The following is an 18,853-nucleotide window of genomic DNA, read 5'->3' as shown; positions in this document are numbered from 1 at the left end:
AAAATGAATATTTAGGAGACTGAACTTCCACCCTCTTTCACGTAAGTCACAAAAAATGTTGGCTTATTATAAATAAACTGACAAAATATGTTTTGATTTTACCGAATATAAAAAAAGTGGACTTAAAAAATATCTCGACAATATTTAAAAAATCTTTTCACGAACAACTTATCCACGACGGAATTAAAGTTGATTTTGAATTAATTGAAAAAATAATCGGAGAAATTAATCTTTACGAAACTGACAACGACAGAAGTATAAACGGAACTCTGAATAACATTTTGCCATATTTTGAGGACTGGAAATACGAGTTTGAAAATTATGAAAATATGCCATTTCGAGAATTAAATGGTCGACTAAACGGACAGCCAAATAAACAATTGAATTGGTTATTCCCGAAAGAAAAAATGAATGAAATGATAAAAACCTACACACAACACAGTGTATAATTAATTGCTAGCATCTTGCCTACTTGCGAAAATCCTCACGGATTTTCTTGGTTCGTTTTTTATTTGCTAAATTAGGTGCTTAAACCACGCAACTAATCATACCCAAAACGTTACCCTTCAATTTACCTGAACAAACGACTAAAAACGCAGGGAAGTTTCAAGGGTTAACCGACCTATTTAGGCTTCCGCTATTAATCATAAAAATTCCAGGTTACGCCAAACTTTAGCATGGAATCTTGCATTGGATATCGATTCACCGTATAATAGCCTTTGTTGAACCAACCTTGATTCAAGTAATCGTACTTCACAAACAAATTAGCTCTTTTCAAATTCGATTTTAAAAACACATCAATTACAGGAACCGTTTTAAACTCCGTTGCATCGCCCACATAAAACTGCGCGGTAGCTGGAGAATATGAATAATTTGCATAGGCTGTATTATAGCGAACATCAAAACCTAAATTGGTCTTTAGCACTTTAAACAAGGTATTATTAAAAGATAAACTGTTATAGGTGTAAAATTCTGGCGTTCTTAAAATGGCATTATTATCATTTTTTTGATATACCAAATAATTTTCAACGCTGAATCTTCCAATCTTCCATGTTTTTGATGCCTCAATACGAATTAAGCTAATATCGCTACCTTCTTGCATAGGTTTAATGGCATTGGGTCCACCAGTAGGGTCGACTCCAAAATATACATAATTTGTCGTAAGAAAATATTTTGCACCTGCACTAAAACCATATGCATCGTTCACATAATTGAAGGATAAATTAATAACTTTTGTGTTTTCTAAACCCACATTACTCCATTGATAATGATTGCCGTGATAATAATTATACAGCGCCGCAGGTGATTGATTTTGTGCGTATGCGCCCAATGCTACCTTACCTGCTTTTTTTCCTAAAAAGATGCTGCTGTTTGCTTCATACAAATAATCACCTGCATTTTCTCCTTGCAAAATTTGCTGAAGTTTCAAATTAAAATCCACATTCTGGCTAAAACGATAACCCAATGAACCTAAGAGTGTAATGTTTTGATAAAAGAATTGACTGCTTTCAAACGTTCCTCCATCGGGTCTATACCCCATAAATTGTTGTTTAAAATAATCGTGTCGAATTCCGGCATCAATTTTCAATTCATTTTTAACTGTTTTTGAGTTTTTTGCACGCAAGAAAAACCCATATAAAAACTCATTTTTCATATGTATCACACGCGTAGAATCACTCGTATATGTCGGATCTGAAAATCCGACAGGCATCACAGCATACCTATCAAGTTCATTTTTATAGAAATCGTACCGATTGGAATTGTATTCGAAATTGTAGGTAATTTTATTGGTTGGCAAAACTGAATTCGCTCCTGTTGCAGTCGAATCAATACGTCCCACGTAATAAGTTTGCTTTAAAAAAATGGTATTCTTACGATACAAATTTCGGGCTGTCATCAACTTTACTTGCTCTGCCTCACGCGGGATTTTACTGTAGTCATCGCCAAAGATATTTTCTTCTAACACCGAACCATTTTCATACGCACGCATGGTATTAAAAATAACCGATGCCCATAAATTATAGCGTTTGTTGGGCGATTGAAACCATGAAAACAAGGCAACATTCAAATTATCGCCCCGTTGGCGGGCATAAAATCCACGCGAATCTCCCCGATTAAAATTGAATCCGATGTTTAAATTTTTGTTCACATTTTGACTTAAGGTAGCTCTAAAAAGCTGCTCTTTTTGTCCAGCACTTACAAAGTACAAGCTCGTATAAGCCGCTCTAGCTTGATAAAAGATGATATCATCAGGCGTTAATGCATAATAATCTAAGGAATGAAAACCTTCATCGTACCCAATACGCTTACTAGGTTCATACAAAAGCGGTCGTGCCGACAAACCCATGTTTCCATTGCTAATGGTTGGATGCATAGGTTGCAATAAAGGACTGTAATTCTGAATATTTGTAGTAGAAGTGTCTAAAGGCAACAAAACGATACTGTCTTTACTTAAAGATAATTTAGTAAAGCGAATGTATTTGGCCGAGTAAACAACCGAATCTTGTCCTCCGTCCAATTGTTTACGTACAGAATCCAATTCTTTATTGGTACCAACAGTGGTTTTCAAATCTTGGGCAAAGGCTACACCAAAATTGGCAAATAGTAGGATAAAAAAACAAAGTTTAACTATTTTACCCATCTTATAATTCGGCTACTAAGCGCGTTAAAATTTCGGTCATTTTGGGTTCAGCTTTTGCTGCAGCTTCTAAAATTTCATCTAAATTAAAGGGTTGCAAATCTTCGGGGAAACCTTCATCGGTTAATACCGAAATAGCAAATACCGGTAAACTGGCATGATTGGCCACAATTACTTCCGGAACAGTACTCATGCCAACCGCATCGCCACCTATTAATCGCAAATATTTGTATTCGGCTTTCGTTTCTAAATTAGGTCCTGAAACGGCAACATATACCCCTTTATGGCAATTAATATCTACGTCTTTTGCAATTTCAATAGCCTTAGCAATAACCGAGCGTTTATACGGTTCGCTCATATCCGGGAAACGTGGGCCCAACGTATTTTCTATTATCCCGCGCAGCGGATTATCGGGTTGTAAATTAATGTGATCTTCAATAATCATTAAATCGCCCTTTTTGAATGCAGGATTTAAAGACCCCGCAGCGTTTGATACCAATAAATTTTGGATACCTAAGCCTTTCATTACGCGCACAGGAAAAGTAATTTGCTGCATACTATAACCTTCATAGTAATGTAAACGCCCTTGCATGGCGACAATTCTCTTTCCATTTAAAATACCAAAAATTAATTTCCCGCTATGAAACTCCAGTGTTGAAATCGGAAAATTCGGAATGTTGGAGTACATCAACTGGTATTTCACATCTATTTCTTTTACCAATCCACCCAATCCAGTACCCAAAACAATGCCTACTTCTGGCTCAAAGTTTTCGGTTTTAAGTTTTATATAATTAACGGTTTCTTCTATTGCTCTTAACATAATTTAAAATAAGTTCATCAAAGGTACCTTTATCTTGTGCAAAAAATGTGACCTCTATTGGTAAATAAAATACAGGCAAATCTAAAAGTAAATCTGCAAATTCAGTAGTTCTTAAACGTTGACTATCCTTTTCTGTTGTAAGGATTATTTTTTCGGCATCACCATAGGCAACAAAATCTTCTTTAAGCCTTAAAATATCGGCTCGTTTAAAGGAATAATGATCGGGATGTTCCTGATGTTTAATACTTTTTGTATGCTTGCTTAGTTCATGAAGCAAGGGTGCCGAATTAGCAATTCCCGTTAAAAGGAAAATCGTCTTATTTTGCAAGAAATTAAGGCCTTGCTTTTCCTCCGTATAAACGTGTTTTAAATCGCTATAGTTTATATACGTATGAAAAACATGTTGATTTTTGGTTGGACGTAAATGAGCGATGGATTCTTGCTGCTCTGAAAGCGATACTGAAATCGGCGATTTAGTAACCAGAGACACATCTGCGCGCCTACGCGATGAAAATACATCCCTTAAATTACCAGCAGGCAACAAAAACTGCATTTTCCGTAACTTTTCAAATTCAAAAAGCAATATATTGAAGCCCGCCTGTACCTTTCTATGCTGAAAAGCATCATCCAAAATAATTAAATCGTGCGTTGTGGCTAATTGCTGGATGCCAGTTCTTCTATCTTCGCAAACCGCAACACTAACCTGCTGCATAAATTTACGGTAATACTGTAAAGGTTCGTCGCCTATGCTTTCCGCAGTAGCAGCAGCATCGGCCAGTATAAACCCTTTTGTTTTTCGTCCGTATCCCCTGCTCAAAATGGCTACTTTATAGGTATCGGCCAACAACTGAACCAAATATTCGGTTGTTGGTGTTTTACCGGAACCCCCAACAGCCAAATTCCCGACACAAATGACCGGCAAATCAAATTTTTGAGAAACCAAAATACCCCAATCATACAGTTTATTTCTTAACAGGATAACAGCTCCATAGATGAGCGAAAACGGCAATAATAAAAGGCGTATTTTTTTGAGCATAGTGTATGCTTCAAAAATACAGATAATTTAAAAAAGAATTGCATTTGCTCCAGGCCTCGATTTTCGGTTTGCGAAACCTAGCAAAGAAACTCATCGGGTAATTCGAGGCATTCATCGGGCAATATTGCCTTTATACCTCGCTTCCCAACCCTACCACATGCCTTCAGATTACCTTTGCGCCATATTCATCGCTAAAAAGAATAAACATGATCACATTAAAAATATTTACAATCGCTTCCGTTTTAGTCATCTTTTATTTTAAACAAAAGAACACGGATGCTTTAAAAGCTTTCACATTGTTAGCCATTATTGCTTTGTTTTTCTTTTCAAAATCGAGTGATGATTTTAACCAAGATGAAAAAATAAAGGCTGCAGCGTTATCAGAAGAAAATACTTTATCTAAAAAAGATGTTGCTTCTAAGCAACAGATTTCAATTAATTTTTCAGGATTACAACTAAGGGTTGACTGAAACACTCTCACAAATTAATGACTCTTAATTATGGAGGGCCTTCGGAACGTTACGTACCGGAGGCTTTTTTTATTTATGCAATTTTTACAAACTAGCTGTTAGAATAATACTGTGGGCTAGCCATAAAAGCCTTATCTTTGCGGATATCATAAAAAATAACATCATGCTAAAAGGATTTTTTAATGTACCGATCCCGGTAAATGAACCAATATTAAATTATGGCCCAGGAAGCAAAGAACGTGTTCTTTTAAAAGAAGCACTAGCTGAAGGTCGCTCTCATCAACAAGATATTCCGATGTATATTGGAGGCGAACAAGTTTTCACTGATAAAAAAGGTAAAGTTGTTGCTCCACACGATCACCAACATATTCTAGCGCAATATAGTATTGGCAACAAAACGCATATAAAACAAGCTATTGATGCTGCATTAGCTGCAAAACAAGATTGGGAAAATTTAGCTTGGGAACACCGTGCTGCAATTTTTCTTAAAGCCGCTGATTTAATTGCGGGTAAATATCGCTACAAATTAAACGCAGCTACCATGCTTGGACAAAGCAAAAATGCGTATCAAGCGGAAATTGATGCGGCATGTGAGCTAATTGATTTCTTACGTTTCAACGTAAGTTATATGGCCGAAATTTACAAACAACAACCTCCGGTTTCACCACGTGGAAGCTGGAATCGTGTAGAGCAACGCCCTTTAGAAGGTTTTGTTTTTGCTTTAACTCCATTCAATTTTACCGCTATTGCGGCCAACTTACCTGCTTCGGCTGCCATGATGGGTAACGTAGTGGTTTGGAAACCTGCTGATACGCAAGTGTATGCTGCTAACCTATTAATGGAAATTTTCCGCGAAGCGGGATTACCAGACGGAGTTGTAAACTTAGTATACGCAGATGGACCAGAAACAGGTGAGGTAATTTTTAATCACCCTGATTTTGCTGGTATTCACTTTACAGGTTCTACAAAAGTATTCCAAGAAATTTGGAAAACCATTGGCACCAACATTCACAAGTACAAATCGTACCCGCGCATTGTTGGAGAAACAGGTGGTAAAGATTTTATTTTGGTTCACCCATCGGCGCAAATTGACATTGCCACTACCGCTATTGTTCGTGGTGCTTTCGAATATCAAGGACAAAAATGTTCTGCCGCTAGCCGCGTGTATATTCCGGAAAGTTTATGGCCAGAAATTAAAAAGAGCATGCTTCGTGATATCGCTACTTTTAAAATGGGTGGAACGGAAGATTTTACCAATTTCATCAACGCTGTTATCGATGAACGTTCATTTGATAAATTAGCCAAATACATCGATCAAGCTAAAAAAGATAAAGGTGTAGAAATTATTGCCGGTGGCAACTATGATAAGAGCAAAGGTTACTTTGTTGAGCCTACGGTTCTAGTGGTTGATGATCCAAAATATACCACCATGTGTGAAGAATTATTTGGCCCGGTATTAACGGTTTATGTGTATGCAGATAAAGATTTCGATCAAATTTTAGAAGTAATCGATACTACATCGCCTTATGCCTTAACCGGAGCAATTATTGCTCAAGATCGCTATGCAATCGACAAAGCAAGCCATGCTTTACGCAACTCGGCTGGTAACTTCTACATTAACGATAAATGTACCGGTGCGGTAGTAGGTCAACAACCATTTGGTGGAGCCAGAGGTTCGGGTACAAACGATAAAGCGGGCTCGATGATTAACTTATTACGTTGGGTTTCTCCGCGTACCATTAAGGAAGTATTCGAATCACCAACCGATTATCGTTATCCTTTCTTAGCAGAAGATTAATGCTGATTTAATTCATCAGACATAAAAAGTTTCGATTCATGTAGTTGAAACTATTAAAATAAAACCTCCAAGCAGTTGGGGGTTTTATTTTTTATGTGAGAAATCGGTCGCCGAATCCTTGCTATTCATCTTATCGAAAATGAACTGCAGAAGAGCTAAAATTTGCAAAACCTTTATAAACTTTTATCTTCGTTTATAAATGGTTAATAGCGCGTATCCGCTAGCTAGCAAAAACATAAAAACGCTCCTACAATGAAAAAATTCAAAAAAGTTGACTTGAAGGCTTCAGAAATCCATAAAATAAAACAAGAAATTTCCGAATGGAAAATAGGAATTTTGCGACCTTCTTTCAAGAATTGGAAAATCTTACTTTTTTTAATTCCTCCAATTTTAGCGGCCCTTTTTTTGTTAATTAAATATAACGTTGACATTGATTGGATATCAGTTTTGAAAATTATCTTACTTTTAACAATACTTTTTTCACTAAGTGTCATTTTACGACTAATTGAATTGAGGCTTGGATTTAAAAGAATTAGAAAATTTGAAATAACATACTCCGTTAGCCTCCTTGGATTTAAGATTTTTTTCCTGAAATGGTTTTTCCCTATAGTTGTTTCGACTAAGAATGAAAGTTATACTTTTTTAAAAATTCACGATACAGTTCAAATTGAATTGACAGGACTATTTCGATTCCTAAAATTGTCAATACGAGAGAATGCTAGCTTGTAATCGAGTAGATGACTGTAAAATAATTAGAATAACACACGGAAAATGACATAAGATAGGTGATGTTTTTTGAGCAATATGCTTTGAATACAACCTTTCAAAACAGCAGCCAGCAACCGAAGCACGCCCGTCAACCCCGAATGCTCGGGATGTACCCCCAGCAGCGGAAAAAAACAAAAACAGTTGCAGAAACATTCGAGTATGAACTACCGAGCATTGTTCTATTCAGTTTTGTGGTTACAATAAATATTGGTTACAAAACCAATCACCACAAAACCTAGCGAGACTGTTTTTGTTTTGCGCCAAAGCCAAGCGCGCAAAGCTGCCTAGCCGGATTGACAAAGGCTTTTGGCTACTTTTGGCCAACAAAAGTAGATGCCCTGCCGGCAAGAGGCAAGCAAGGGGAAAGTCTAGAAAATCAGAGATCAGAAAGTCGGAAAGTCAGGGGTGAAAGAATACTTTTTTACCACAGAGCACGCCAAGAATTTTCACAGAGGGCTTAGATATTTTTTTTGCAATAACACAAAAAAACCCCGGTGCATGACCGAGGTTTTTAAAAACTAATGTCTTACGTTATTAAATGAAATTTTAACTCACTTTAAAAGCAGGAGCAACATCATCAACACCTGAAGCTGTCACTTTTAAGTCGTTAATTAAACCTGTTTTTAAGCTGTATACCCAAGCATGAACCGATAATTCTTGCCCACTTGCCCAAGCGCTTTGAACAATAGAGGTATTCATTACATTTGCTGCACCTTCAATTGCATTCAATTCTACCAAACGATTGAATTTTTGTTCTTCATCTTGAATGGCTTCCATCTCAGTCTGATGCACACGATATACATCGCGAATATTGCGCAACCAGTTATCAATAATCCCAACCTGTTTATTTCCTAAAGCAGCTTTAACACCACCACAACCGTAGTGACCGCATACAATAATGTGTTTTACCTTTAAAACATTTACTGAATAATCCAATACCGATAGCAAATTCATATCCGTATGTACTACTACATTGGCAATGTTTCGGTGAACAAAAATATCGCCTGGCATGGTGTTAGTAATTTGGTTAGCAGGTACGCGACTATCTGAACAACCAATCCATAATACCGGTGGACTTTGACCTGCTGATAATTTATCAAAAAATGTCTCATCAGCCTGAATCATGTCCTCTACCCAGTCCTTATTTCCTTTTAAAAGGTTATCGTAGGTAATTTCTTTCGTTTCTAATGTTTTTGCACACATACTATTAATTTTTAATTTCGTCTACAATGGTCTTCGATAATTTAGGAACACTGTAGTGTTTTTGAATATTTTCTAAAGTTACAACAATACCTTTTGTAAAAGCATTGTGTTTAAAGTTAAAGATTGTTTCCAACACATCTTGATCAATAAAACGTGTGTTCGACCCATCTATTATTACATTTGTTTCTTTCGGAACATTTGTTAAAACGATTTGAATAGCAGCTTTGTTTAAGAAAGATACTTCCTCAGCTAGTTTAATTCGGATATTCTTTTTATCGCCCTCTTTTGTAATCGTGTAAAAATAAGGATTACGCATGTTGGTACGTAAAATAAAGAAAATAGAAACCAACATTCCTACACCTACTCCTTTCAACAAATCGGTTAAAAGAACGGCTACGATAGTTACCACAAAAGGAATAAACTGATCCCAACCTTTGTGATACATGTGTTTAAATAAGCTAATGCGCGCCAACTTATATCCGGTTACCAATAGAATTGCAGCTAAACAAGCATACGGAATCATATTAATGATGGTTGGAATAAAAAGGACTGACAGCAACAAGAAACAACCGTGTAAAATAGCCGAAACTTTTGTTCTACCACCTGCATTCACATTCGCTGAGCTTCGAACAATTACCGATGTCATGGGTAATCCCCCAATCATACCGCTAACCATGTTACCAATCCCTTGGGCAACCAATTCTCTGTTGGTTGGTGAAACACGTTTTATCGGATCAATTTTATCGATTGCTTCAATACTTAACAACGTTTCTAAACTAGCTACCACCGCAATGGTTACCGCTACTAGATATAGTTTTGGATTACTCAGAGCCGCAAAATTTGGCAAGGTAAACAAGCCAAAAAACTCAGATACATTCCCCACTACCGGAATTTTAACCATCTGATTTTCACGTAATGCATATTCGCTCGAAGCAAATATGATGGTACCCACAATACCGAGCACAACCACTAAAAGCGGTGCAGGAACAATGGCCATTTTTTTAAATTTAGGCCACATTACTAAAATGACTATCGATAAAACACTGATTACAACTGCAGCTAAACTTAAATGATTTATAGCGGCACTAATCGCCGTAAATGTATTCTCATGATCTTGTTGAAAGAAACCTTCATCCCCAAAAAAATCGCTATCAACGCCTAGAGCATGTGGTAACTGTTTCAAAATTAGCGTAATACCAATTGCTGCTAACATTCCTTCAATAACGCTTGAGGGGAAGTAATTACCAATGGTACCGGCTTTAATTAAGCCTAATACTAATTGAATTGCACCTGCAAGTACAACGGCCATTAAAAAGTTATTATATCCACCTAATGTGGCTATTGCACCCAGCACAATCACGGTTAAACCTGCGGCCGGTCCACTTACACTCAGCTGTGAACCACTACATGATGCAACAACGGTACCTCCAACTATTCCGGCAATTAAACCTGAAAATAACGGAGCACCAGAAGCTAGCGCAATACCTAAACAAAGTGGCAAGGCCACTAAAAACACCACAATACTTGAAGGAAAATCTTTCTTCAGATTCTTTTTAAGAAAATATTTTTTTACATCCGTGCCTGAAAAGGCCGGGTTTGACTTTTGCATAATACTATAATTATCTAATAAATTTAACGATTAAATCGCATTCTAAAAAGCATTGAACAGGAATGATCCACATTTCTGTAATTAAAGAAAGTATTCCTTTCTAAAAACTGAAACAAATGACTTTTATAAAAGGTTAGACAATGTTGGGTGGAGGTGTTGGAACAATGGGATGAAAAGGATCTACATACCGCTTAAAATGTTCTATAAAGCTGTTTTTCAGAATAAAGTGTCCAGAACCAAATTGGTAATCGAAAATTGGATGGTTTAGTTCTACCAATTTAATATCGCTACATTTATGCTGTTCTTTTGAAGTGTCTTTGCCATTTTCATGCTCTAATTCAAGTTGTGTAATAACCGCATTCATTAAATCTCGATTACTTTGAGGGAAACATAGCAAAGCAACTGATATACTCATCTTAACAACGAAGATGCTTATCAGAAGTGTAACAACCATATTTCTATATTTTCTAATCCTCATCTTAGAACATTCTAATACAAATTTAATGTCTAAAGCCATATTTCAAAGAACATGCCATAAATAATCTTTAGAAAACAGGTAAAATATTTAATTTAAAAAATTAGATTAAGTATTTTTGCGCGCTAATGAAAAAATACGTATTGCTTTTAATACTCAGTGCTCCTGTTTTAGTTTGGGCGCAGAACAACAACTCACCATCTAGTTACGACCCGCATGACATTGCGATTACGGGTTATTTTCAAACGCAATATCAAAAAGCACAGTCTCCAGGTATCACTTCGTTTTCTGGAGGTGATTTTAGTACAAACTCCGACAGTCGTTTTATGATTCGTCGCGGACGATTAAAAATCGATCGTGTAGATAAATATACCAGCATTGTATTTCAAATAGATGCCACACAAAACGGATTGCAATTAATGGATGGTTTTATCCAAGTTCGAGAGCCTAGCTTTAGAACAATCAAATTTACCGCAGGATTATTTAATCGCCCTTTTGGGCACGCCATTGTGTATTCTTCTGGCTATCGTGATTTTCCGGAAAGACCACGTATTTTTCAATTATTAATGCCGCGAGAACGTGATATTGGAGCCTTGTTAGGTTATCATCCGCATAAAGCGCTAAAATTTTTAACATTAGAACTTGCCATGGTAAATGGAAGTGGTTTAACCGCACGTGATTATGACTCCAAAAAAGATTTAATCGGAAACATGGGTTTCAAATTTGATAGTTTAGCGAATAAAAAATTTCACCTCGGTTTTGGGGCTTCTATCTATCAAGGGTATGTGCGTAGCGATACGAAAACTTTTTACGCACCAAGCGATAACGGCTTTATTGAACACACCAACGATAACATCAAGGGAAATTATTTAAACCGTGATTATTACGGGGTAAATTTACAACTACAATACGACAATAGTTTTGGAAAAACCACCATTAAAAGCGAATACCTTCAGGGCAAACAACCAGGTGTTGCCGGTACTAATGTCGTAAAAGGACCTTATGCGAGTCAAAGTTTTTCGGCTCAACCAACTACCAATCTGTATGCACGTAATTTTAACGGTTACTACATTTGGTTTATTCAAGAAGTAGGAAAAACTAAATTATCGGCCATTTGTGCATACGATGTATACGATCCTAATACCGACGTGAAAGGCATGCAAATTGGCAACAATAATTTAACAACTTCGGGCGATGTGCGTTATGCAACCTTGGGGTATGGCCTAACCTACCAGTTTAACAAGCGTTTAAAACTTACGCTTTACAACGAACATGTTAAAAACGAAAGCACCAGTTTAGCCGAAATTCCAGAAGACATAAAAGACAACGTATTTACCACACGTTTGCAATACCGCTGGTAATTTTATAATTTAAGGCTTCATGTCTAAATTATGGATAAAAAAATAGCCTTATTACACGATAAAATACAGCAAGCATCTCTTGGAGGTGGTCAATCGAGAATTGACAGTCAACATAAAAAAGGGAAACTTACTGCGCGCGAGCGTATTCATTTTCTACTGGACGAAGGAAGTTTTGAAGAAATTGGCATGTTGGTTACACACCGCAGCACCGATTTTGGGATGGAAAATGAAAAATATCTGGGCGATGGGGTTATAACAGGATATGGAAACATTGACGGTCGTTTAACCTATGTCTTCTCACAAGATTTTACGGTTTTTGGTGGTTCGCTTTCCGAAACGCATGCCGAAAAAATATGCAAATTAATGGAGATGGCGATGAAAAATGGCGCTCCCATAATTGGCTTAAACGATAGTGGAGGCGCACGCATTCAGGAGGGAGTTGTTTCCTTAGGTGGATATGCTGATATTTTTTATCGCAATGTACAAGCATCGGGAGTTATCCCCCAACTCTCTGCTATCATGGGGCCCTGCGCTGGAGGTGCCGTTTATTCCCCTGCCATTACCGACTTTATATTGATGGTAGAAAACACCTCGTATATGTTTGTAACAGGCCCAAATGTGGTTAAAACCGTTACACACGAAGAAGTAACTTCAGAAGAGTTGGGAGGAGCGAACACACATGCAACGAAATCAGGAGTGACGCATTTTGCCTGCAGCAACGAAATAGATGCCATTCAGCATCTGAAGAAATTGTTGAGCTATATGCCGCAAAATTGCGAGGAATTGCCCAACCATTTACCGTATACACAGCAGGATGAAAACCGCCCTGAATTGAATACTTTTTTACCAGAAAATGCCTCGCAACCTTATGACATGAGAGGGATAATTGAGCATGTCATTGATCAAGAAAGTTTCTTAGAAGTTCATAAAGATTTTGCCGAAAACATTGTGGTTGGCTTCGCCCGACTTGGCGGCAGAAGCATTGGTATTGTTGCCAATCAACCCGCTTATTTAGCCGGTGTTTTAGACAGCCATTCATCTACCAAAGCTGCGCGTTTTGTTCGCTTTTGCGATTGCTTTAATATCCCTTTATTGGTTTTTGAAGATGTTCCTGGATTTTTACCAGGTACAGATCAAGAATGGAACGGAATTATCACCCATGGTGCAAAATTATTGTATGCATTTAGCGAAGCGACCGTTCCGCGTATTACAGTCATCACGCGCAAGGCCTATGGCGGTGCCTATGACGTTATGAATAGTAAACACATTGGTGCCGATTTAAATTATGCCTGGCCAAGTGCCGAAATTGCCGTAATGGGGGCTAAAGGTGCCGCTGAAATCATCTTTAAAAAACAAATTGCATCGGCAGAAAACCCCGAAGAAAAATGGCTCGAGAAAGAAAAAGAGTATTCGGCTATTTTTGCCAATCCGTACCGCGCAGCGGAACGTGGTTTTATCGATGAAGTTATTGAACCTTCGCAAACCCGTATCAAATTAATGAAAGCATTTAAAATGCTCGAAAATAAAGTTGTGAATAATCCACGCAAAAAACATGGAAATATTCCACTTTAACAAATACCCCCCCCTAAATGGCCGTTGTAGAACAGATTTTTCCCTCACTTACCTGGCGCATCCGACAAACTGTAATGTACCCGGGTAAGGAGCTCGATCTTTCAAAATTAGCAGATGATTTTGAGGGAATTCATTTTGGTTTATATGTTAACCATCAATTAACGGGTGTAGTTTCTCTGTTTAACGAAAAAGACGTATACCAATTTAGGAAATTGGCCATATTGCCCGAAGCACAAAAAAAAGGACACGGTAGTCAATTACTCCAGCATTTAATAGATTTTTGTAAAATTCAGAAAGCAAGTATGCTATGGTGCAATGCGCGTATCAATGCTAAAGAATTTTATTTTAAATTTGGCTTTCATGAAACAGAAGATCGCTTCTTCAAAAACGGACATCACTATGTTATCATGGCAAAAAATTTTAACAATTAAAAAATCAATGCACCATAAAATCCTTTTTGTGCAATTGAAAATAATAAGTAGCTAATTTTACGAAAGACAATGAGTAAGAAAAAAGACGAAAACAAAAAAGAGCATATTCCGGTTGTAACCAAAAAATCGTTACAGTTTTTGGAAGAATACATTAATAATCCTGCTCCAACAGGGTATGAGTGGGCTGGTCAAAAGTTATGGTTAAATTACTTAAAACCTTATATTGACGAGCATTTTGTTGACAATTATGGTACCGCGGTTGGTGTCATTAATCCTAAAGCCGATTTTAAAGTAGTTATTGAAGCACATGCCGATGAAATTTCGTGGTATGTAAACTACATCACCTCAGATGGTTTAATTTATGTTATCCGTAATGGCGGTTCTGATCATCAAATTGCACCTTCAAAACGTGTAAACATCCATACTGAAAAAGGAATGGTGAAGGCTGTTTTTGGTTGGCCAGCAATCCACACGCGTCACGGTGAAAAAGAGCAGGCACCAGAATTAAAAAACATCTTTTTAGATTGTGGTTGCACAACCAAAGAAGAGGTAGAGGCATTAGGCATTCACGTAGGTTGTGTAATTACCTATGAGGATGAATTTATGGTGTTAAACGACCGCTATTATGTAGGCCGCGCATTGGATAACCGTGTGGGTGGTTTTATGATTGCTGAAGTTGCACGCTTACTGAAAGAAAACAAGAAAAAACTTCCATTTGCCTTGTATATCGTTAACTCGGTTCAAGAGGAAATTGGTTTACGTGGTGCCGAAATGATTGCGCAACGAATTAAACCCAATGTGGCAATTATTACCGATGTTACCCACGACACAACCACCCCAATGATAAATAAAAATACACAAGGGGATTTATCAGCTGGAAAAGGACCTGTTGTTTCATATGCTCCGGCAGTACAAACGAATTTGAACAAATTATTGATCAAAACCGCTGAGAAAAACGAAATTCCATTCCAACGTCAAGCATCATCACGTTCTACCGGTACCGATACTGATGCCTTTGCCTATTCAAACGGCGGTGTACCTTCGGCATTAATCTCATTGCCTTTGCGTTACATGCACACCACCGTAGAAATGGTGCACAAAGAAGATGTTGACAACGTAATTCGTTTAATTTACGAAAGCTTGTTAAACATTAAAAACGGACACGATTTTAGAGAATTCAAATAAGCGTTAACACGTATATTAAAAGCTAAAGCGAGGCATTTTTGAAAGAAAATCGCCTCGCTTTTTTTTATAAAATGATTGAATGGTCTGCCTCTCATAAAGATGCGCGTACATTTTTTTTGTAAATTAGCGTTAACTATTGTCTCCCACAAATCGCAAAAAACATGGCAAAGAACAAAACCACAGAAAATGATTTAAGCGTTGTTGATTTTCTAAATACAATTGCAGACGCATCTAAAAAGGAAGATTGCTTTAAACTCATCGAACTTTTTGAAGAAGCATCCGGATTTTCAGCTAAAATGTGGGGACCAGCAATTATTGGTTTTGGCAGCTATCATTATGTCTACGCCAGCAAACATGAAGGCGATGCTCCTTTGGCTGCATTTTCTCCCAGAAAAAACGCCATTTCATTGTATTTATCCGTACCAACTGAATTGAGAGAAATTCTATTAGCGAAATTTGGCAAGCATAAAACGGCAAAAAGCTGCTTGTATATAAACAAATTGGCAGATGTGGATACCGAGGTACTGAAAGAATTAATTTCAATTTCGGTTTCCAATATAAATCAATCATACTCCTAAACATTCTCTTTATAACCTGAACTCGATTACTAGTTACTATAAAATTTTCGAATGTCTATGAAATTGCCTCTCGAGAATGTACTAAAAAATAATCCCCCTGCCCCCCTTCAAAGGGAAATAGCCAGCGTCCAAACTGAAAACGTACACATCCTAGGCGTTTTGTCGGTGTCCCACTTTGAAGGGTGGCAGGGGGACAGCAACAACTCAAATGCATATTAATTATTAAAAATACAATTTCCGAACGCCTACTATTTAGGAAAAAACCTTCTCGAAATAAGGGCATTATCCAACTGCATTATATTGAAAATCAAAATATTAAACAAGAGTAAGACAGGTGAAAAATTATCGAACTCAGGCTTATAAGTCTTTTGATGCCTGCCGATGAATCCATGTAAATTAACGGTTACGCTAATTTAATGGGCCATGATTTTAGCATCTTTGAATGAAAATATCATCTCAACTGTAATTATGATTAAAAAACTAACTCTTCGCATTCTAGCGGGAGGTATCCTTTTCAGCTTGCAATCAAAGGCTCAGGATGCCATTAGCTATCAAACTCCTCCAAAAGAAATTTCTGATTTATTATTGGCAAAACCGACCCCAGGTTTAAGCATTAATGATAAAGCAGAGTGGATTTTATTTAGCGAACGAAATTCATATCCTTCGGTAGAAGAACTTGCAATGCCTGAGTATCGCATTGCTGGTATGCGTTTAAATCCTAACAACTATTCGTTAAGCAGACAATCTTATATCAACAATTTTAGCCTTAAAAATAGTAAAAGCAATCAAACATTTTCCATCACTGGCTTGCCTAGTCCTTTGTATGCGGGCAATTTAAGCTGGAATCCGAGCGAAAACAAAATTGCCTTTACCAACACCAGCCAAAAAGGGGTTGATTTATACATTATTGATCTTGCCACAAAAAAAGCTTCGAAAGTAAACAAAACCTTTTTGAATGTTATTTTAGGAAGCGGGCTAACTTGGTTGAACGATAATACGCTTTTATATCGCGTAGCAATAAAGCCGGCAAGCGCTGCCCCGGCTAAGCCTGTAATGCCTAAAGGGCCAACCATCCAACAAAATTTAGGTAAGGTGGCTCCGAGTATAACTTATCAAGATTTAATTAAATCGCCTTATGATGAACAGTTATTTGAATTCTTTGCTACTTCCCAATTAGTAAAGAATACAGCAGGTGTAGAAACGCCTATTGGAAAACCTGCTATCTATACATCGGTTAGTTTATCGCCTGACAAAAAATATATGATGGTTAGAACGCTTCGGAAGCCATTCTCGTATTTGGTGTCGGCCTACGGCTTTCCTTCGACGGTTAGCATCACCGATTTAACAGGAAAAGCAATTAAAACCCTTGCCATCTTGCCATCTTCAGAAGGCACACCTTCGGGTTACGACAACACACAAAATGTTGCACGTGGATTTGATTGGCGAGATGATGAACCAGCAACCGTCGTTTGGAGTAAACCTTTAGATAGCGGATTGATTAAAAAAGATGTACCTTTTCACGATGCAGTATTTGCTTTGAGCGCACCATTTAACGGAACGGAAAAGGAATTATTTAAAACCAAAAACCGTTTTCGCAATGTACAATGGGGCGATGCAACCTTTGCTTTGATTTCGGAGGGATTAAGAAGTAAACAAACCACTACCCTTAACCGATATAACCCAAGTACGGGGGAGATTCAAGAATTGATAACGCGTAACCAGACCGATGCATACGGAAATCCGGGTATTCCCGTAACCGTTAAAAACAAATATGGCCGTCAAGTGCTGCACCCGATAGAAAATGGCAGCAAACTTTTAATGAATAACACCGTAGGTTCATCTGATAAAGGCGATTTACCATTTTTAGCCAAATTTGATTTATCGACCAAAAAAAATGAAATTATTTGGCGCTGCCAACCGGGGACGTTCGAATACATCAGCGATGTAATTGATGCGGATAAATTAATTTTAGTTACCCGTAAAGAAAGTCAGAAACAGGTTCCAAATTACTACATCAAGAATTTATTGTTGCGCATTGCGGATCAACCCCTTACAAATTTTAGCAATCCATACCCATCATTAGAAGGTATTTCGAAAGAGAAAATCTCGTACAAACGTGCTGACGGAGTTGATTTAACGGGTGATTTATATTTGCCAAAAGGATACAACAAAGAAAAAGACGGCCCCTTACCAACCATCATTTGGGCTTATCCACGTGAATTTAACTCTGCCACAGACGCGGCACAAATTCGTGGTTCTGAGGCAAAATTTACCACCATTGGATGGGCAACACCTATTTATTGGGTAACCCGTGGCTATGCCGTTTTAGACAATGCTGAAATGCCAATTGTAGCCAAAGATGGTAAAAAACCAAACGATACCTTCGTAGAACAATTGCAATTAAATGCCGAAGCCGCCATTAATAAGTTAGTAGCCTTAGGCGTTAGCGACCGAAACCGCATGGCCGTTGGTGGCCATAGTTATGGGGCTTTTATGACGGCAAATTTATTGGCGCACACCAATCTTTTTGCTGCCGGTATTGCACGAAGTGGCGCATACAACCGTACCCTTACTCCTTTCGGATTCCAAAATGAAGAACGTACGTATTGGCAGGCTCCAAAACTGTATTATGAAATGAGTCCGTTTAGTTATGCCGATAAAATTAAAACGCCTCTTTTATTGATTCATGGTGATTCAGATGACAATCCAGGAACTTTCCCGATAAATAGCGAACGTTTATTCGCAGCTATCAAGGGCGCTGGGGGCACCACCCGATTTGTTTTTTTACCTTATGAAGCGCATAGCTATCGTGCAAAAGAAAATATTTTACACATGCTATGGGAACAAGACCAATGGCTTGAAAAATATGTGAAAAATAAAAAATAAAATCAGCCTTATTTTTGATAAAT

General features: G+C 37.5%; 15 protein-coding genes and 1 pseudogene. 10 read left to right on the top strand and 6 right to left on the bottom strand.

The annotated features are described in order from the left end of the window. Window positions 1-41: 41 nt before the first annotated feature. Window positions 42-449: pseudogene (locus ACJVDK_RS17230) on the top strand (DUF6933 domain-containing protein); the annotation flags it as partial. 191 nt (window positions 450-640) lie between these two features. Here the strand turns inward: ACJVDK_RS17230 and ACJVDK_RS17225 are convergent. The 3 genes from ACJVDK_RS17225 to lpxK are packed head-to-tail and all read right to left on the bottom strand — an operon-like array spanning window position 641 to window position 4,494. After that, window positions 641-2,641, bottom strand: coding sequence for a putative porin (locus tag ACJVDK_RS17225; RefSeq protein WP_443937900.1), 2,001 nt, complete (start codon window positions 2,639-2,641; stop codon window positions 641-643). A 1-nt stretch (window position 2,642) separates the two neighbouring features. Further along, window positions 2,643-3,458, bottom strand: coding sequence for a purine-nucleoside phosphorylase (locus tag ACJVDK_RS17220; protein ID WP_443937899.1), 816 nt, complete (start codon window positions 3,456-3,458; stop codon window positions 2,643-2,645). Beyond that, on the bottom strand, window positions 3,430-4,494 hold the full coding sequence (lpxK, locus tag ACJVDK_RS17215; RefSeq protein ID WP_443937898.1) for a tetraacyldisaccharide 4'-kinase: 1,065 nt from the start codon (window positions 4,492-4,494) through the stop codon (window positions 3,430-3,432). Before lpxK ends, ACJVDK_RS17220 begins: the two co-directional genes overlap by 29 nt. Window positions 4,495-4,700: 206 nt before the next feature. Between lpxK and ACJVDK_RS17210 the strand changes: the two genes are divergently transcribed. The 3 genes from ACJVDK_RS17210 (at window position 4,701) to ACJVDK_RS17200 (ending at window position 7,491) form a co-directional block, all read left to right on the top strand. Continuing rightward, the gene (locus ACJVDK_RS17210) at window positions 4,701-4,964 is read left to right on the top strand and encodes a hypothetical protein (RefSeq protein WP_443937897.1); all 264 of its coding nucleotides are present in this window, start codon (window positions 4,701-4,703) and stop codon (window positions 4,962-4,964) included. Between the two features lie 163 nt (window positions 4,965-5,127). Further along, complete coding sequence (gene pruA / locus ACJVDK_RS17205; protein ID WP_443937896.1) at window positions 5,128-6,762, top strand: L-glutamate gamma-semialdehyde dehydrogenase; 1,635 nt, start codon at window positions 5,128-5,130, stop codon at window positions 6,760-6,762. Window positions 6,763-7,014: 252 nt separating this feature from the next. Beyond that, complete coding sequence (locus ACJVDK_RS17200) at window positions 7,015-7,491, top strand: hypothetical protein (RefSeq protein WP_443937895.1); 477 nt, start codon at window positions 7,015-7,017, stop codon at window positions 7,489-7,491. 585 nt (window positions 7,492-8,076) lie between these two features. On the opposite strand, the gene ACJVDK_RS17195 is transcribed toward ACJVDK_RS17200, so the two are convergent. The 3 genes from ACJVDK_RS17195 to ACJVDK_RS17185 all read right to left on the bottom strand — a co-directional run bounded on the left by ACJVDK_RS17195 (window position 8,077) and on the right by ACJVDK_RS17185 (window position 10,757). Beyond that, window positions 8,077-8,733 (bottom strand): carbonic anhydrase, encoded by a 657-nt coding sequence (locus ACJVDK_RS17195; protein ID WP_443937894.1) that lies wholly within the window; start codon window positions 8,731-8,733, stop codon window positions 8,077-8,079. 4 nt (window positions 8,734-8,737) lie between these two features. Next, entirely contained in the window at window positions 8,738-10,342 is a 1,605-nt protein-coding gene (locus ACJVDK_RS17190; protein ID WP_443937893.1) for a SulP family inorganic anion transporter, read from the bottom strand. Between the two features lie 133 nt (window positions 10,343-10,475). Beyond that, on the bottom strand, window positions 10,476-10,757 hold the full coding sequence (locus ACJVDK_RS17185) for a hypothetical protein (protein WP_443937892.1): 282 nt from the start codon (window positions 10,755-10,757) through the stop codon (window positions 10,476-10,478). A gap of 188 nt (window positions 10,758-10,945) precedes the next feature. Here ACJVDK_RS17185 and ACJVDK_RS17180 point away from each other — a divergent pair, with 188 nt between their 5' ends. The 6 genes from ACJVDK_RS17180 to ACJVDK_RS17155 all read left to right on the top strand — a co-directional run bounded on the left by ACJVDK_RS17180 (window position 10,946) and on the right by ACJVDK_RS17155 (window position 18,830). Beyond that, window positions 10,946-12,178 carry a porin gene (locus ACJVDK_RS17180; protein ID WP_443937891.1) on the top strand — a complete coding sequence of 411 codons (1,233 nt, stop codon included), beginning with the start codon at window positions 10,946-10,948 and terminating at the stop codon, window positions 12,176-12,178. Window positions 12,179-12,208: 30 nt separating this feature from the next. Further along, on the top strand, window positions 12,209-13,750 hold the full coding sequence (locus ACJVDK_RS17175; protein ID WP_443937890.1) for an acyl-CoA carboxylase subunit beta: 1,542 nt from the start codon (window positions 12,209-12,211) through the stop codon (window positions 13,748-13,750). Window positions 13,751-13,767: 17 nt separating this feature from the next. After that, window positions 13,768-14,181: a GNAT family N-acetyltransferase gene (locus tag ACJVDK_RS17170; protein WP_443937889.1), complete on the top strand. Its 414-nt coding sequence runs from the start codon at window positions 13,768-13,770 to the stop codon at window positions 14,179-14,181. A 69-nt stretch (window positions 14,182-14,250) separates the two neighbouring features. Continuing rightward, window positions 14,251-15,366 (top strand): M42 family metallopeptidase, encoded by a 1,116-nt coding sequence (locus tag ACJVDK_RS17165; RefSeq protein WP_443937888.1) that lies wholly within the window; start codon window positions 14,251-14,253, stop codon window positions 15,364-15,366. A gap of 161 nt (window positions 15,367-15,527) precedes the next feature. After that, window positions 15,528-15,944, top strand: coding sequence for a DUF1801 domain-containing protein (locus ACJVDK_RS17160; protein WP_443937887.1), 417 nt, complete (start codon window positions 15,528-15,530; stop codon window positions 15,942-15,944). A 423-nt stretch (window positions 15,945-16,367) separates the two neighbouring features. Beyond that, window positions 16,368-18,830 carry a prolyl oligopeptidase family serine peptidase gene (locus ACJVDK_RS17155; RefSeq protein WP_443937886.1) on the top strand — a complete coding sequence of 821 codons (2,463 nt, stop codon included), beginning with the start codon at window positions 16,368-16,370 and terminating at the stop codon, window positions 18,828-18,830. The last annotated feature ends 23 nt before the right edge of the window (window positions 18,831-18,853 follow it).

Origin of the sequence: Pedobacter paludisoli, from assembly GCF_052344095.1 — a bacterium.
GTDB lineage: Bacteria > Bacteroidota > Bacteroidia > Sphingobacteriales > Sphingobacteriaceae > Pedobacter.
This window is presented reverse-complemented; position numbering and strand designations above follow the sequence as displayed.

What these genes read in the sequence shown, in the direction of transcription:
- ACJVDK_RS17195 (WP_443937894.1), bottom strand. Translation starts at nt 8,733, where the DNA reads ATGTGTGCAAAAACATTAGAAACGAAAGAAATTACCTACGATAACCTT.
- lpxK (WP_443937898.1), bottom strand. Translation starts at nt 4,494, where the DNA reads ATGCTCAAAAAAATACGCCTTTTATTATTGCCGTTTTCGCTCATCTAT.
- ACJVDK_RS17225 (WP_443937900.1), bottom strand. Translation starts at nt 2,641, where the DNA reads ATGGGTAAAATAGTTAAACTTTGTTTTTTTATCCTACTATTTGCCAAT.
- ACJVDK_RS17170 (WP_443937889.1), top strand. Translation starts at nt 13,768, where the DNA reads ATGGCCGTTGTAGAACAGATTTTTCCCTCACTTACCTGGCGCATCCGA.
- ACJVDK_RS17185 (WP_443937892.1), bottom strand. Translation starts at nt 10,757, where the DNA reads ATGAGTATATCAGTTGCTTTGCTATGTTTCCCTCAAAGTAATCGAGAT.
- ACJVDK_RS17180 (WP_443937891.1), top strand. Translation starts at nt 10,946, where the DNA reads ATGAAAAAATACGTATTGCTTTTAATACTCAGTGCTCCTGTTTTAGTT.
- ACJVDK_RS17160 (WP_443937887.1), top strand. Translation starts at nt 15,528, where the DNA reads ATGGCAAAGAACAAAACCACAGAAAATGATTTAAGCGTTGTTGATTTT.
- ACJVDK_RS17190 (WP_443937893.1), bottom strand. Translation starts at nt 10,342, where the DNA reads ATGCAAAAGTCAAACCCGGCCTTTTCAGGCACGGATGTAAAAAAATAT.
- ACJVDK_RS17155 (WP_443937886.1), top strand. Translation starts at nt 16,368, where the DNA reads ATGATTTTAGCATCTTTGAATGAAAATATCATCTCAACTGTAATTATG.
- pruA (WP_443937896.1), top strand. Translation starts at nt 5,128, where the DNA reads ATGCTAAAAGGATTTTTTAATGTACCGATCCCGGTAAATGAACCAATA.
- ACJVDK_RS17200 (WP_443937895.1), top strand. Translation starts at nt 7,015, where the DNA reads ATGAAAAAATTCAAAAAAGTTGACTTGAAGGCTTCAGAAATCCATAAA.
- ACJVDK_RS17210 (WP_443937897.1), top strand. Translation starts at nt 4,701, where the DNA reads ATGATCACATTAAAAATATTTACAATCGCTTCCGTTTTAGTCATCTTT.
- ACJVDK_RS17175 (WP_443937890.1), top strand. Translation starts at nt 12,209, where the DNA reads ATGGATAAAAAAATAGCCTTATTACACGATAAAATACAGCAAGCATCT.
- ACJVDK_RS17165 (WP_443937888.1), top strand. Translation starts at nt 14,251, where the DNA reads ATGAGTAAGAAAAAAGACGAAAACAAAAAAGAGCATATTCCGGTTGTA.
- ACJVDK_RS17220 (WP_443937899.1), bottom strand. Translation starts at nt 3,458, where the DNA reads ATGTTAAGAGCAATAGAAGAAACCGTTAATTATATAAAACTTAAAACC.